The following is a 15546-nucleotide window of genomic DNA, read 5'->3' as shown; positions in this document are numbered from 1 at the left end:
CTCTCTTTACCAATAGATTCGATTTCATTAGAAATGATTTACCGGGGTCTTTACCATTTTTATGTAGCTCATCAACACGGTAAGGCAACTGACCCTCCAAAGTATTTCGCCGCGCCCGAAAACCAAGATTTAGGTATTGTTAAATCTCAACGAAAGCCCAATGTTAAGTTAATTGTTGCACCTTTCCCTGATCGACAGCGAGGCCTGGAGCAATTTTTCTTTGACACATCTTCTCAAATCCCCTTGACAACTGCCATACAGGCTTAACTTGTTACCAATGGGGGATGGAGGGCGATCGAATGCGAGTGGGAGAATCAGCATGAAAATTTCTGTCTCATCAACTGGGTAGCTCAATTGATTATCCGTGTTTTGACATTCTCATCAACTGGGTAGCTCAATTGATTATCCGTGTCTTGACATTTGAATGCGGTAATTTGAATCCCCTCAAGTTATAATTTTGTTAGGCTTTGCCTAGGACAATTGTTAATTTACTGCATAACAAATAAATTCGCTGCGATATAATGCCATGATAAAAACATTCCAAGATCCAGATATTATTGTGACCAGTCAAGATGGCGAATATCTAATGCTTGTTGAGGTAAAAAAAATCAAACACATCAGTATCGCTAAAAGTGCTATTGAACAGCTTAAACATACTATGGCATCTATTGGTTGTTCAGTTGGACTTGTCGTAGCTGGTGAGCGTGTGATTCTCCTCCGGGACTCCTTAGAAAAGTATAATGGTGAGTCAATTTATGTAGTTGGTGAAGCGCAACTTCCAGATTCTTTGCTACCACCTGCAGATGAGCAATGGAAGGGAAACCCTGCGAGTGAGTTTGAATCGCGAGTTCAGCGATGGCTTGAGAAACTGAAGCTGACTGCCAGTATGGACAACTTGCCAAATGACTTAAGAAACCTACTTGGCGAACAAATAATCAGCCTTCTCCGAATTGGCGAAGTGAGGGCTGCTGGCCCTAGATGGAGTAAGAGTGTAAAGTGAAACCCAAAGCAGTTTTAGTGGAAACAAATTGGGTAGTGGATGTTATTGCTCCAGCACACTTGCAAAGTCCACAGGCTATTCAGTTGCTCCAACGTGCTCAGGCTGGTGAGTTTAAGTTATATGTGCCTGCAATATGCCTTACAGAAGCACGTGAAACCGTACCTCGAAGGTTTTCCCCACGCTCTCGCTCTGATGATTTACGCAAATTTGTGAGATGGGCAACAGATGAAGGTCGAGTGACCGCTGAGGATGCGGATGCAGCACGTCGGGTATTTGCTCTATTTGATGGATTAGTGGCAAATGAACTGACGAAAGTTTCAGAACGATTGAATGACTTAGCGAACCATCCTAGTCTCAACGTCTTTCCGCTTTCAGAGCCAATGCTGGAGCGCCAAATATCTATCGGTGCAATGGATGATCTCTCCCTTAAACCCTATGACTTAGCTGTTTTGCCTGCTGTGATAGTTAAATCTGAAGAATTACAGGCAGAGGGGCATCCCTGGGTTGGTTTCTGTGAGCTAGACTCCGATCTTCAACCGTGGGACAAATCCGGTGCCCGGAAACGTGTTCTTAGCGATCTCTACGATGATGTCCGAATATTCGTGTACGCAAACTTCCTACTAGAAGATGTAAGTGAGCTTCCCGATAGTTGGACTACTTCAATTTAGCAATTACTACCTAACTATTATTAGGATGAAAGTTTCCGCATCATACTCGAAATAATACCGCTTCTACTGAATCATATCAACTCAATCCCGCAATAATATTGACGCTCATAGCGAGAATCGCGGTGTTAAAAAAGAACGATAGCACACTGTGAAAAAGCACGAGGTACCTCGTCGAACGAGAAGTGATCTGCACGTCTGCAACTTGGCAAGTCATGCCAATACCAAAGGAGAAATATAAAAAATCTTTGTAATCTGGTTCCTCGTCTCCCGGAAAATCCAAACCCCCCGCCTGCAAGTAGCTGCCGTGCTGCTTGCTGCGGTTTTTGTAGTAGCTGCGGGCATAGTGCATCGTGAAGATAGTGTGCACCTGCATCCAAGAGCCAACAATTGTAAGAACAGAAAGCCCCAAGTGCAGAAATAGCAAATTCGGCGACAGGCCTTTGGTATCGCGCAGCAGAAAGAAAATGGCTAACAAGCTAGCAAAAGCGGCTGCCACGATCGTACTTAAGATTGTTAAGCGGCCAGCATCCAACTGCTGAGCGTGGTGGCGCATCATTTCGGGAGTGCCTTGCAGCATCAGCATCCAAGTCAAAATCAGAAAACTGACCGCGCCCGCGTTCCAAATGCACAGCGTCCGAGTCAGGGGGAGATAGTCAGGTGGCAGCAACACAGCAACTGCCATAGCAAAGAGAAAAGACACAAACACGCGGTGCCGGACGCTCCAGACCCAGTGCATTTTAGATTGGGAAACATTTTTCACAATAATCTACTGTAATTTAGGCACAGTCAGGGTTAGAAAATCTCAACTACTGCCATCTTCGCAGGAACTCCCAAAAAATAGGTATGAATTGGTAACACCCAGCACAGGCAGGATTTTTCATGCCTTTCGATAGATCGATCGACCTCAACCTTCTAGGTACAGTGGGAGAAAATATAAATTGTGGCTTGAAATTATGGCATCCTCCCAACCGCTCAAAGGCATTGAATTGATCGACTGCGCCAAAGCTAACGCCCAACAAGGAATCGCCACAGCCGCGAAGCTTTGTGGCTACGGAGGCGACCTCAACACCTTCGAGCGGGAACTGAAAAAGGCTTGCCAAGACATCGGCGTCGAAGTCAAGGAATTGAGCGATTTGATTACGGATCAGCAGATGATGAAACAAGGAATGGGTATTGAAGTCGCTCCAGATACTCCCTCAGAACTCTAGGCTCAATCTCCACCGCACCAGTTTTAGAGCTAAGATTGCCCTGACACCAGTATTTTGAGTCTGCTAGCTGAGGCAGGCTAGAATGTTTTGCATGGGAGCTTCCGACTTTTGGCAGGAGTCGCGTTTTCTCCCGCGAAGAGGGTGCTTTCTGGAGGGTGCACAGATTGTTAGGAGGACTGTCGTGTCAGATCAGCAAGACCGAATTATGCGTTTGTTTATAGAGGAGGCTAAGGAGCACCTCGATACTCTAGAAAATGGTTTAGTGGATTTAAAGTCCACGATGAAAGACCCCGAAAGCGTCCAAGAGATGTTTCGAGCCGCCCATTCCGTGAAAGGAGGGGCGGCTATGCTGGGCTTAGATAGTATTAAAACAACCGCTCACCGCTTGGAAGATTGTTTTAAGGTGCTCAAGGACGGGCCCGTCAAGCAGGTTGACCAAACGGCAGAATCCCTCTTTTTAAAGGGAGTTGATACGCTTAAGGACTTGCTGGGGCGACTGGAGGGGCCTTTCGGCTTGAGGAATGAGGAGGGAGAAAAACTCGTGCAGCAGGTGATGCCTGTTTTTGCTCAACTCGAAACTCACCTCAATAAATTGGCGTCGGGCAAAGTGCAGGCTGCTGCTGGGTCTAGTACCCGCACCGCTCCAACAGCGGGCGCTGTGCCGGCGAATTTTGCTGTTGAAGTGATGACTTTACTCAAAGAAATGTTGCAGGTCTTCAAGCAGAAAGAATCGGCTGCTAGTCGCTCTGAGTTGACGGATGTGTGCGTTCGCCTCTATAAGTTGGGAGGTAAAATAGAGACTTGGCAAAATTTAGTAAAAACAGCTAGAGCAGCGATCGTTAATCCCAAAAACTCTTATAAAGTCTTAGCTCCGTTGATTATCAAAGAACTCAAGGAAGCTGGCGATTTAGTACAAGGGGGGAAAGTCAAGACGATCGTTCCGAGTAAAAATTTGCTACTTTTGGCAGCAAGCCCAAAACCTGCCGAGGCAAGCGCCCCAGCCGCCCCAGCCGCCCAAGCAGCAGCGTCGAAGCAAGTCGCACTTCCAGCCGAACCGAAGGCGGTAGTCAAGCTTTTGCTCAAAACTTTCAACAAAAAGCAACTCTCGGAAATCGCCAAGTTACTGGTTAACGCCATCAAATCCTCGAACTAGGAGGTGTGGCAGTAGAAGATAGAGTCAAAGCAATATTTGTGAGGCGGATAATTTTCTGGTGGGTGCTGGCAGCCGCTCGTTGAGCAGCAACTCGAAAAAATTCACTCTTTCGAGATTTTTGCCCTCTATCTTCTACTGTTGGGCAACCCTGCGTTAGAATTAGTGGATATGTAGGCGTGCAATATTGTACCAGAATTAAAAATCGAGCAGGCTTTATAAGGCGGTAGCTGTGAAACCAATTCGTTCATTAGAAGATGCTTTAAACCGCTGTCAGGCGATGGGAATGCGCTTGAGCCGCCAGCGTCGATTTATTCTAGAACTTTTGTGGGAGGCAAAAGAACACCTCTCCGCTCGCGAAATTTACGATCGCCTCAACAAACAAGCGCATTCGATTGGTCATACTTCTGTCTATCAAAATCTAGAAGCTTTGTCGAGAGAAGGGATTATTGAGTGCATAGAACGCTCGGAGGGACGCTTGTACGGCAACGTCAGCGACTCTCACTCTCACGTCAATTGTCTTGATACGGCTCAGATTCTAGACGTTCATGTGGAATTGCCGATCGAATTGATCGAACAAATCCAACAGCAAACTGGTGTCAGAATTGTAGACTACCGGATAGATTTCTACGGATATCGATCTGCCGAGTCCGCCACGGAAGCATCGAGTGTCAGCGATACGCCAAAGGCTTCGTAACGGATAAAGCAGTGGCTGTTGGAAGCAAAACTGATATTTGTACTGGGTCGATAGGTGGTATAAAATGATTTAAGTATTTAGCTGGGTTCGATCGGTTTTTTTGCCGTCGCCAGCCGGAATTTGGCACAGTCGAAAAAAAATGAAAACAGAAAAATGAAACTCGATCGACAAGTTTGGCGATCGGGAATAAAATTTACGACTAAACCAAAAAAGTCATTTCTACCCGCTACACGTAAAAGTGTAGACCAAATCCGGCTGTAGTACCCCTTTATTTTAAATCGGCTTGGAGTAGACGAAAGCTAGTGTAATTGCGGTTTCAACCGCTGAGTCTGATCAGGTAATTTCTGACCCGGATTTAATATTAGACCTTAGTTTAATCGCTCCCCCAATTCATCTGTAGAGTCAAATCTAAAATCTAAAATCTAAAATCTAAAATCTAAAATTGATCGACTGACGGGGCTTTATACTGTTTTTTCTGCCAAACAGCCCCGGAATCTGTCAATAACTGTTTGATAACTGGTATGATTTACGTGCTTCGAGAGCCTAAAATACTCGGAAGCAACCAGTGGGGCTGGACACGAACCTCACTATAAAACGCCGTAGAGGGAAAGATGGCCAGTACCTTGAAGGAAGTTCTCGATCTCCTTAACCGGAGTCAGAAGCCGACATCACAATCTATGATTTGATGTGGGAGTGTCACGTGAAGAGTGCGCATTACAGGACAGGCTGAAGTAATGGCGAGACGACAATCTGACCAATTCCACACACCACCGCAATACAACCCATCCCTCAAACCGACGGCACAGTTCAGTGCAGAGGCGACAGGCGATGCGAGTTCCTCAGTAACGGCGCTGCCGACCGAGGGGAAAAGAACTTTTTGGCAGTGGCAGCTAATCTGGCTGAGTCTCCTGGTGGGATTTGGAGTAACCGGTGCCGCTGCATTTCTGTGGTTACTGACGATGCCGCCGCCGCCCAATTGCCAGCAACTGTCGCCGTTGGCGGCGGACGGAGAGCGACTTTACTGCGCTCAGCAAGCCGCTAAGTCGGGCAAGCTAGAACAGCTAGAATCGGCAATGGCACTGGTGCAGGCTTGGCCGAAAGAACATCCGCTATACTCGCAAGGTCAACATTTGATAGGGGAATGGTCGAAAGCCATTCTGGGATTTGCCAGGGCAAAAATTGAGAGGGGCGATTTGAAAGGCGCTCTGGAGATTGTGGCGAAAATTCCGAAAACCAGTCCGTCTTACCCAGAGGTACAGGAGGCTGTGACTGCTTGGGAAAAAAATTGGCAGGAGGGCCAAAAACTCTACGATACAGCCCTAGCAGCTTTAAAAAGTGAGGATTTAAGGAAGGCTTGGGATTATGCTCAAGCTTTGTTCAAGCTGGAAAATGTTTTCTGGAGTCAAAAGCGGTACAACGAGCTGATCCAGCAGATTTCTTTGGAAAGAAACGGCTGGCAGCGCTTGGAAGAGGCTAGAGATTTGGCGAAGGACGGAACTCCGCAAAAGTTCGCTGAGGCGATCGTCCTGGCTCGCAAAATAGACTCGCAGCTTTTTGCCCGCGCTAAAGCTGAGAAGGAAATTGAGGGCTGGAGCCGGACTTTGCTGGCAATGGCTACTAAGCGGTTGGGGGCGAAAGACCTGCCGGGGGCGATCGAGGCTGCTTCTGTTGTGCCACAGGATTCGCTACTATTTGCGGAAGCTCAAGATTTGATGCAGTTGGGTAGAGCTCAGGCAGTGACGTGGAATCAGTCGATATCAACTCCGCTGCCACAACACATTTTTAGCTTGCTCGAAGGGCAGGGGGCTGCTAGCCAAATAGCTCCGGGTCGCCCTCTGTACAAGCAAGCTCAAGTTCAAATTGAAAATTTGCAGGTGCAGTTTCAAGATTTGCTGCGGCTGCAAGTGGCTAGTACGATCGCTAGTGTCGGTCAGATAGGAACGTTTGGACTCGCGATCGAGCAAGCGCAAACCATCGGACTTAAGCAGCCACGGCGCGTTCACGCTCAAACTTTGGTGGCTGCTTGGCGTCGCGAAATTCAGCGGATCGAAGACCAATCTTTTCTGACTTTGGCGAAGCAGTTGGCAGAACCCCAAACGGTTGAAGGACTCAAGGGCGGCATGGCTCAGCTACTCCTGATCTCTCAAAACCGCCCCCGCAGGATAGAAGCGCAAACTCTCTTGGCTCAGTGGACGAAACGCATAGAAGTTATTCAAGATCAGCCTTTTTTGGATGAAGCGATCGCCCTGGCGAAGCAAGGAAAACTTAGTGCTGCTATTGAAAAAGCTTCGCAAATTAAGAGCGGTAGGACTTTGTACGCCAAAGCTCAGGATAATGTCTATCAGTGGGTGAGCGAACTGCAAGTTGCTCAAGACAGACCGATTCTCGATCGAGCTGCGGAATTGGCATCTCAAGGCAGTCTAGGAGCGGCGATCGATACGGCTTCCCAAATCGGTTACGGTAGGGCGCTGTATTCAGAGGCTGCAGGTGCGATCGGGCGCTGGAGTGCTGAACTCAGAGCCAACAGTGCGCCGCCGCCGGAACCCGCTCGCGAGTACGCGCCGGAACCCGCTCGCGAGTATGCGCCAGCTCCGCGACAGGAGGAGTACGCGCCAGCTCCGCGACAGGAGGAGTACGCGCCAGAACCAGAGCCTTACTATCCGCCTGCGAGAGAAGAGGCCCCGGCTCCGGAACCTTACTATCCGCCTGCTAGGGAGCCGGAACCTTACTATCCGCCTGCTAGAGAGCCGGAACCGGAACCTTACTATCCGCCCGCGCCAGAGCCGGAACCTTACTATCCGCCCGCGAGAGAAGAGGCCCCGGCTCCGGCTCCGGCTCCGGAACCTGCTCCTCCGGCTCCGGCTCCGGAACCGGCGCCGCCCTCGATTCCTGAATCGGCTGGGCCTCCTGATGCTAATTTGCTCCCGGAGTAATAGGGTTTTCGCACGATCGCTCTCTAAAATCTCAAATCTAAAATCAAGTGAGTAATTTCCAAGTGCTGACGATCGAGGGCGACCCCATTTTCCGGCTGGGGCTGCGAGTTGCTTGCGAGCAGTATCCAGACTTGCAAGTTGTTGCAGAGATTTCAACCGCAACCGAGGCTTTGCGGGTTCTCGAAGCTCGCTCGATCGACTCGGTAGCAGCCAAGAAGCCCGCAGATTTGGTAATTTTGGCTGTTGAGACCCTAAATTTGCGATCGGGTCAAATAGAGGCGGTGGCATTTTGTCGCGAACTCAAAACTTTGTACCCCAACCTGCCCCTGTTGCTGCTAGGCGGGCCGCTGACACCGGAGCTGTTAGCCCAGGTACAGGCGGCGGGTGCGAATGGCTATTGTCCTAAAGGTACAGATATTTCCTTGACAATCGAAGCTATTCGCGCTGTGGCATCTGGTCTCACTTATTGGGCGACGGATACGGCAGCTAACTCGGAAATAGAACTAAATGCAGCGGTGGTTAAAACAGTAGAAAACTACGCAGCAATTGCAGATAAAAATGCAGATAATTCGACAATTGATACGCCAGTACACAAAAAAATGCTGGCTTATTTTTATCGTTCTGGACTACGGGAAATAGATGCAACTTTGGCGGTTGTCCAAGCTGATTTGCAAGAGTTCAGAGCCGCAGCTCCCACAGATTTGCCCTCTATTGTAGATGGGGTTGTACTCAGCGGGCGCCGCAGAGAATTGCTCGCAGCTCGTTGGATTGTCAGTCAGTTATTATTTGAAGAAAAAGGGAAGAAGGAAGAAGGAAGAAGGAAGAAGGAAGAAGGAAGAAGGAAGAAGGAAGAAGGAAGAAGGAAGAAGGAAGAAGGCAGAGGGGAGAAGGCAGAGGCAGAAGGAAGACGGGAGAATTTGTTGAATAATTCTCAATCGCAATTAACGAATTCCCAAGTTTCGGCTGAATCTTTGGTGGTTGCAACTAATTGGCAAGGTAGCTTGTTTGACTCGGCGGCAGCTAAATTGCAGTTTGATTTGGTGAATTTGACTGGCTTGCCTTTGGAAATCGATATTTTGCGATCGCCCAAAAAGCGTGAATTGATGAGTTCCATTCTGCAGAAGTTAAAGGATTTGCTGGAAGAATTGCGCTTTTCCCAAGTGCAGGAAACTCAATTGTCGCAAAAAATGCCTGCTATTTTACGGAATTTGTGGGAGGCGACAATCATAGATTTTTTTGGCAGATACTATACACTGCAAACGGGAGAAAATCTGGTTTTTGATGGCAGTCAAGCCAGCTTAAAACTGGAAGAAAGCCAAGGGGGAAGTGCTGCTTATCTATTGGCAGGCAGCGGCGTAGAAGTTGTGCCGATGCTGCTGGCAGATGCTGATGTAGTTGCAGCAGAAATCCTTGACAAAATACCGATGACAGTTGATTTTTTTGCACATTTGCTATTTGAAATTCCTCTAACTGTTGACAATATTTCTTGTGTTGCTGGCAGCCCGGCAGCAATGCAGCGAGCTGAAGCTTTGTTGGAAAATTTGGCAATTCAAGTTGCTAGCGGAGTGGTACAGCCTCTACTAAATAATTTGGCAAATATTGAAGAAATCAAGCAAATTTTTTACGATGGTAAGTTGATTTCGACGCGAGAAATTGAGCGGTTTCGGAATGAGTTGTCGTGGAGATATAGCTGGGATAGATATTTTGTGGAACCGAAAGCTATTTTTGAAAGCAGGTTTTGGCTGTTTGTTTTGGGCGATTCTGGAATTAAGAAAATTTCTATTTATGCTCCAAGAAATCTGGAGTTAGCACAGTTGTCTGGGTGGCAGTTAGCCTTGACTTTGGTGCTGGAAACCAGGGATGCGATCGCACCTAGAGTTCGCGCGGTTATTTCGCTGTTGGGTGCTGGGGTTGTTTACGTTTTGACTCAGGTTATAGGGCGGGGAATTGGTTTGATCGGGCGGGGAATTATCCAGGGGATTGGTAATTCTTTGCAAGATAGCAAGTTTGGGAAAAATGGATAACTGGGAATTGGGCATTAGGAATGGGGGATCGGGCATTGCTAATTGATAATATTGATAATTGGGCATTGGTAGTGATATTATAGGTAGGATAGATATGAGATGTGACACCATTCTCAATAACCTGTAGGGGCGGGTTTTTCCAACAATATTTGGTTGAGATCGATAGTCTCATAAACCCGCCCCTGCCCAACGGTAAATCGCGGTCGATAGACCGGATTGGATATAACTTACTGCTATAGGGTTGACTTTTTATGAGTATTATGATACCGATAGATGCCGATCGCATAAACAGTTTAGATTTGTCTCCGGTGCGGACTGTGATTGAAAAGTGGCTGACCGAAGGAGCGATCGCCCAAAACGAACAACAGCTACAATTTGAAATTGAGTATCCGCGCGAAGAGTTAGATCCGCGAGAAATTTCGGAAATTCCCGAAGTGCGGCTGTGGTTTATTCGCTTAGATGCTTGTTATCCTTGGCTGCCATTTTTGCTGGATTGGAAAGCGGGAGAATTGGCGCGCTATGCGGCGATGTTGGTGCCGCACCAATTCCACCGCACCCAAGGTATTCAGTACAATCCTGAAGCTTTGGAAATGTTTTTGATGAACAAAATTTTTGTGTTGACTGATTGGTTGAATCAGCAGGGAATTCCCAGTAAATCGAAGTTGATGGCGATGTCGCAGATGTTTGGTTATGATTTGGAGGATGCTTTTTTTGATGTGATCGTGCCGCACAAATAAGCAGTAAGTAAGCCCACCTAAATTGTATTTTTTGGGCGGGCGGGACGCCCACCCCACAAGAAGTCGCTCAAACTTGACTGTAAAATTTAGATGCTTCAAACTATTGTGGGGTGGGCTTCTAGCCCGCCTAAAAAGGCGTAAGGTGTGCAGTGCCTACCCTACAAATAGCCTGGTAAGCCCTCTTCAGAATTTCCTCAGAATTGAGCGTTAGTGTATAGACAACGATCGCCCGATTCAATCGATCGAGGAAATTTACCATGAAAACAGATTACCTCATCGTCGGCAGTGGTTTATCAGCACTGGTTTTCGGAGCTTTGATGGCAAACTCCGGCAAAACCGTACACATCCTCGAAGCTCACGAACATCCCGGAGGCTTTGGTCACACCTTTACGATGGCCAACAAATACACGTTTAATGCCCAATTCCATTACGTTTGGGACTGCGGCGAAGGACATACAGTCAATCGAGTTCTCAAAAAACTCGGTCTCGATCGAGATGTCACCTTTGAACGGTACGATCCGAATGGCTACGACCACATGAGAATGCCTGGGTATGCGCTCGATATTCCCTCGGAACCACAGGAACTGATCCGGCGATTGTCGGCGCTGTTTCCCGAAGCGAGCGAGAGAATTCGCCAATTCGTCAACGAAGTCGAGAAAACCGGCGAGGGACTCAGAAAACTCGCTCCTCCCGTCAAACCAATCGAATTGCTCAAAAATTTCGGTGACGTATTCTGTGCTGTCCAACACCTCAACAGTACACTTCAGGACGTTTTCGACAAGTTCCAACTCCCGCAAGCCGCCCAAACCTTATTAGCCCTGCAATGGCCGGACTTTTTGCTGCCTCCAAATCAGCTTTCTTTCTATGCTTGGATTGCCTTGTTTAGAGGCTATCAAGAAGGCGCATTTTACCCGACGCAGCATTTTGAAGATGTCATCAATTCTTTAGTTAAAGTCATTGAATCGAACGGGGGGAAAGTTCGACTAAACCATGAAGTCACGAATTTTAGGGTGACAAACAGAACAGTAACTGGTGTTGAAGCGATGGATTTGACCACGCATCAAACCCATGAATTTACGGGCGACACGGTGATTTGCAACCTTGACCCGAAAAGAGCGGCCAAGATGATTGGAGAGGAACTGTTCTCTAAAAAAGTGCGGCGGAAACTCAACTATGAGTATTCTGCATCTAACTACATGGTGTACTGCGTTGTCAAAGATATAAATCTCCGAGACTATGGATTTGGCAAGTGGAATACGTTTCATACGGAACACTTGGATCTAAATGAAGCTTTTGCTCAAATGTATGAGCAAAATGATTTTTCTCGTCCGAGCTTTGCAATTACAACGCCAACTTTACTGACGGAAGCGCGGCGGGATTGTCCAGAAGATTGTCAAATTGTCGAATTTCTGACTGTTGCTAATTACAGCTATTTTAAACAGCTTTGGGAGACGGATCGCAAAGCTTACAGACAGAAGAAACAAGAAATTCTGGATTCGATTTTAGATGTTGTGGAAAAACACTATGTTCCGAATTTCCGCAAACACATGGTCTTTCATGTTACCGGAAGTCCAACGACTAACGAGCGCTTCTGCTGGTGTCCTAACGGTAATTCCTACGGTTCCACCCTGACGCCGCGCAACATGGGAGTCGATCGACTAAATCATGAAACATCCCTCAACAATTTCTATTTCTGCAATGCCTCTTCGGGCTATCCAGGCTTTGCACCGACATTTTGGACGGGGGCGCTGCTTTATCAACGTTTATCCGGCGATGCGATTTTAGGCTAAGGAAAATTAGCAATTGGTTATTTTCCTGTTTCTCTCATTCCTTGGCAAAGCCAAGGAATGAATTTCACTCTTGCTCTGCCTCATCTTAAAAATCTCTCGTTTCTGCTCTCATTATCTCGTTCCTTGGCTCTGCCAAGCAATGAATTTCTGGAGGCTCTGTCTCCTCTTAAAAATGACGAGGCATAGCAAGACTGAAATGCGTTTCCAGGTTCTACCTAGAAACGATAATTTCTTCCTTCTTCCTTCTTCCCGACATCCGTTACATCCGTTACATCCGTTACATAATCCGTTGCCGAACTTCCTTCTTCCCGACATCCGTTACATCCGTTACATCCGTTACATCCGTTACATCCGTTACATAATCCGTTGCCGAACTTCCTTCTTCCTGACATCCGTTACATCCGTCGAGCGAATCCGTTGCCGAACTTCCTTCTATCAATCTAGGAGTGAACTATGAGAATTGCAATTGTTGGGGGCGGAGCCAGTGGTATGGCAGCAGCCTACTGGCTCGATAAACAGGGGCATCACGTCACTGTGTGGGAAAGTCAGCCAATTTTAGGCGGACACATTCGGACGCTGAACAAAAATGTTGTACCCAATCAATCTGAGTGCAATGAAATATTAGAAAATGGGGTGCTAGAATTTCCCACTGTATTTTACAATTTCGTGGCTTTTATGCAGGAGCTAGGGGTTGAATTAGAGCCAGTGCAGATTGGTTCCGCGCTGTTTTTTAAAGATGGCACCCACTTTTTGTCTGCGGTATCTATCCGAAAGAATTTCACCGGAATCCAACGACTGATCGAGTATTTGCGACTTGATAGTCTCTACGCTCGTTCGGCTGGATTTATTTTAAAAATGCGGTTTGCTAAACAGCACGATTTCTACGATGTACCGCTTTCTGAGTCTTTGAAAAGCTCGTGCATCCGCAATTATTGGCTGAAGTTGCTGACGATGTACAGCTACTCGATACCGTTTGAATTGCTCGACAATTTCCCGGCAGAATTAGCGATGCCTGTTTTGCGCGAATATGCCTCGGTCAACTGGGTGAGGATTAAAGGCGGGGTGTATTCTTACATTGAAAAGATTTTGGAGCGATTTAAGGGCGATATACGGCTAAATGTGGAGATTGCCAATATTTTTAGAAGCGCGGATGCTGTAAAAATCTTGCTTTCTGATGGGGAAATCCAGGAATTTGATAAGGTGGTTTTTGCGATGCCACCCGATCAAGTTATGAGGCTGTTGTCTGATCCGACGGAGGCGGAAACGAAGCGGTTTTCGGCGTGGAAAGCCAATTATGCAACCACTGTACTGCATTCGGATACATCGATGTACGATCGCTACGGCATCCGTAAGTTATCAGAATTTGATTTTTTCGAGACGGAGAAGGGATGGGGATATAATGCGAGCTTGAATCAGCTTTGCGGCATCTCCTCGCCACGAGAGTACAGTTTAGCTTTTCAACTGGAGGAGTCGATCGCCCAAAAGCACATTATTCACATTCAGAAACATCATACGCCGCTGTACACTGTGGAGTCTTTTCGATATCGAGATGAAGTTATCGAGACTAATGGCGAGAACCACACTTATCATGCGGGAGCTTATTTGGGGGATGGTTTGCACGAAGGAGCCATTACCTCTGCTTTGCGAGTCGCGAAATTAATCGGGTGAACTCAATTGTGATGCTACAAACTCTCGCAAATATCAGTAAATTTCTTGCCGGTGCAACACTCTCACAAAAGTAATGATGTCTGCATCAAAAGTTAAACCCATGCGAGAGTCGTCCACTCGGATGCGAAATTAATTTTTGACCTTGCCTAAGCTGCGACACCACGTGCTGCAGTTAAGTAGACATCATTGCTCATAGATGGGGGCATGGTTGATCCGGCTAACTGAGTACCCTCAAAGTTGGCTCCCGTGAACGTTGCCCCGCTCAAGTCGGCTTCGCTCAAGTCTGCATAGCACAGCCTAGCCCAATCGAGGTTTGCCTGCACCAAAGAAACTCCCACCAGATTTGCCCGGGTTAAATCTGCTCCCATCAACTTGACGCCCCGCAACTGAGCCCCGCTGAGATTGGCAGCTAACAAGTTCGAGCCTTCCAGGTTTACCCCGTTTAGTTTGGCTTCGCTCAGGTTGACGCCATTAAGATCCGTCCTGCTCAGGTCGATGCCATTGATGTAAGCTTTCCTGAGATAGATGCCTGTTAGTTGAGCGCCAAAAAGCTTTGCACCGCTGAGTTTTGCCCCTCCGCAGTTGGCCCAGTTGAGGTTAGCTCCCGTGAGGTTAGCGCCCCGCAGATTGATGAATTGCAGGTCGGCTGTACACAAATTGGCGTTCCAGAGGATGGCGCTCCGCAGGTTGCTACCGATGAGTTGGGCGCCACTCAACTTTGCCCTGGGCAGTTTTGCTTTGACGAGGAAAGCTCCGCTGAGATTGGCTTTTGTAAGCTCTGCGTCTGCTAGTCTGGCTTGGCCCATTTTGGCAAAACTCAGATTTGCCCTGTAAAGGTTTGCGTCATTGAGTTCTGCTTTGGTGAGATGCGCCCGACTCAGGTTAGCTCCCGACAGGTTAGCCCTCGAAAGGTTGACGCCGACCAACATAGCTCCGCTGAGGTTTGCTCCGCTGAGGTTTACCTCAGCAAAGTCTCTCTTTCCATTTTCGTACTCTTTGAGCAGCTCGGTTACTTCCATACTGGTCACATTCCTAATAGCCGAAATTTATTTAGAAATAAACACTCTTTATAAGTATTTTATCTCAAATGGAGCGGACGCGATCGCACTTTCAAGAAAGCTGAGAATCAACTTTATATTTATACATATACTTTGTGCTTTTTCCATAGTCCCGACCGTTTTGCACTCATAGTCTGAAACCCTTGATTTATCGTGAGTCTCTAGTCTACTTCGGCAACCGTGGCGATCGTACTGAGATCCGTGAAACCGTTATTCTCAGTAGGTAAGCCATCAAACACTGTCCGAAGAGTTAATCAATAGTAAAATTAATATTCTTGTTGTCCACTGTAACTAACACCTTTTTTAAACGGAGACTGCAAATTTGTTAGTTGTGTTTGCTTCAGGTGTCGCGAAGGCTGGCCTGGTCATAGAGCCATATTTTATCTACTGTCATTTTACAGGAAAATTAGATGGGGAACAACAGCTTAATTAGGGAGAATTTTTCTCGGTTGTCTCGCAGCAGTTATACGATCGCGCTTTTCCATATTTCCTGGAGTCGATCGGGGTGAAAAGTAATTTCAGAAATTGTACTTCTGACAATACTCCGGACAGTTTTTAAAGAGGAATGCGATCGCAATAAAATAGAGAAGTGAAAAAAGTGAGTGCAATCTCA

The 15546-nt window shown here is 47.1% G+C and carries 13 protein-coding genes and 1 pseudogene; 11 read left to right on the top strand and 3 right to left on the bottom strand.

Features of this window, described 5'->3' with window-relative positions; all coding sequences use genetic code 11:
* The 3 genes and pseudogenes from QUA07_RS28500 to QUA07_RS28490 form a co-directional block, all read left to right on the top strand.
* A pseudogene (locus QUA07_RS28500) lies at positions 1-267 on the top strand (IS4 family transposase); the annotation flags it as partial.
* A 259-nt stretch (positions 268-526) separates the two neighbouring features.
* Positions 527-1000 (top strand): hypothetical protein, encoded by a 474-nt coding sequence (locus tag QUA07_RS28495; protein WP_333332203.1) that lies wholly within the window; start codon positions 527-529, stop codon positions 998-1000.
* Entirely contained in the window at positions 997-1668 is a 672-nt protein-coding gene (locus QUA07_RS28490) for a hypothetical protein (protein WP_333332200.1), read from the top strand. The genes QUA07_RS28495 and QUA07_RS28490 overlap by 4 nt, the downstream gene beginning before the upstream one ends.
* 76 nt (positions 1669-1744) lie before the next feature.
* On the opposite strand, the gene QUA07_RS28485 is transcribed toward QUA07_RS28490, so the two are convergent.
* The gene (locus QUA07_RS28485; protein ID WP_333076420.1) at positions 1745-2404 is read right to left on the bottom strand and encodes a DUF1345 domain-containing protein; all 660 of its coding nucleotides are present in this window, start codon (positions 2402-2404) and stop codon (positions 1745-1747) included.
* 217 nt (positions 2405-2621) lie between these two features.
* Here QUA07_RS28485 and QUA07_RS28480 point away from each other — a divergent pair, with 217 nt between their 5' ends.
* The 7 genes from QUA07_RS28480 to QUA07_RS28450 all read left to right on the top strand — a co-directional run bounded on the left by QUA07_RS28480 (position 2622) and on the right by QUA07_RS28450 (position 12207).
* Positions 2622-2876, top strand: a complete 255-nt coding sequence (locus tag QUA07_RS28480; RefSeq protein WP_333332197.1) for a hypothetical protein — start codon at positions 2622-2624, stop codon at positions 2874-2876.
* Positions 2877-2958: 82 nt separating this feature from the next.
* A complete protein-coding gene (locus QUA07_RS28475; RefSeq protein ID WP_333332194.1) occupies positions 2959-4029 on the top strand; it encodes an Hpt domain-containing protein in 1071 nt (356 codons plus the stop codon).
* 229 nt (positions 4030-4258) lie between these two features.
* A complete protein-coding gene (locus QUA07_RS28470) occupies positions 4259-4723 on the top strand; it encodes a Fur family transcriptional regulator (protein WP_333332191.1) in 465 nt (154 codons plus the stop codon).
* Between the two features lie 734 nt (positions 4724-5457).
* Entirely contained in the window at positions 5458-7656 is a 2199-nt protein-coding gene (locus tag QUA07_RS28465) for a hypothetical protein (RefSeq protein ID WP_333332188.1), read from the top strand.
* Between the two features lie 47 nt (positions 7657-7703).
* Entirely contained in the window at positions 7704-9680 is a 1977-nt protein-coding gene (locus QUA07_RS28460) for a DUF3685 domain-containing protein (protein WP_333332185.1), read from the top strand.
* 251 nt (positions 9681-9931) lie between these two features.
* On the top strand, positions 9932-10417 hold the full coding sequence (locus tag QUA07_RS28455; RefSeq protein WP_333332182.1) for a CRR6 family NdhI maturation factor: 486 nt from the start codon (positions 9932-9934) through the stop codon (positions 10415-10417).
* Positions 10418-10674: 257 nt separating this feature from the next.
* A complete protein-coding gene (locus QUA07_RS28450) occupies positions 10675-12207 on the top strand; it encodes an NAD(P)/FAD-dependent oxidoreductase (RefSeq protein ID WP_333332178.1) in 1533 nt (510 codons plus the stop codon).
* Between the two features lie 215 nt (positions 12208-12422).
* Here the strand turns inward: QUA07_RS28450 and QUA07_RS28445 are convergent, their stop codons facing one another.
* On the bottom strand, positions 12423-12599 hold the full coding sequence (locus QUA07_RS28445) for a hypothetical protein (protein ID WP_333332175.1): 177 nt from the start codon (positions 12597-12599) through the stop codon (positions 12423-12425).
* Between the two features lie 61 nt (positions 12600-12660).
* On the opposite strand from QUA07_RS28445, the gene QUA07_RS28440 reads away from it, so the two are divergent.
* The gene (locus QUA07_RS28440; RefSeq protein ID WP_333332172.1) at positions 12661-13875 is read left to right on the top strand and encodes an FAD-dependent oxidoreductase; all 1215 of its coding nucleotides are present in this window, start codon (positions 12661-12663) and stop codon (positions 13873-13875) included.
* A 146-nt stretch (positions 13876-14021) separates the two neighbouring features.
* Here the strand turns inward: QUA07_RS28440 and QUA07_RS28435 are convergent, their stop codons facing one another.
* Entirely contained in the window at positions 14022-14894 is an 873-nt protein-coding gene (locus QUA07_RS28435) for a pentapeptide repeat-containing protein (protein WP_333332170.1), read from the bottom strand.
* Positions 14895-15546: the final 652 nt, after the last annotated feature.

Origin of the sequence: Microcoleus sp. T3_A4 (assembly GCF_036700465.1) — a bacterium.
Classification (GTDB): Bacteria; Cyanobacteriota; Cyanobacteriia; order Cyanobacteriales; family Microcoleaceae; genus Microcoleus.
This window is presented reverse-complemented; position numbering and strand designations above follow the sequence as displayed.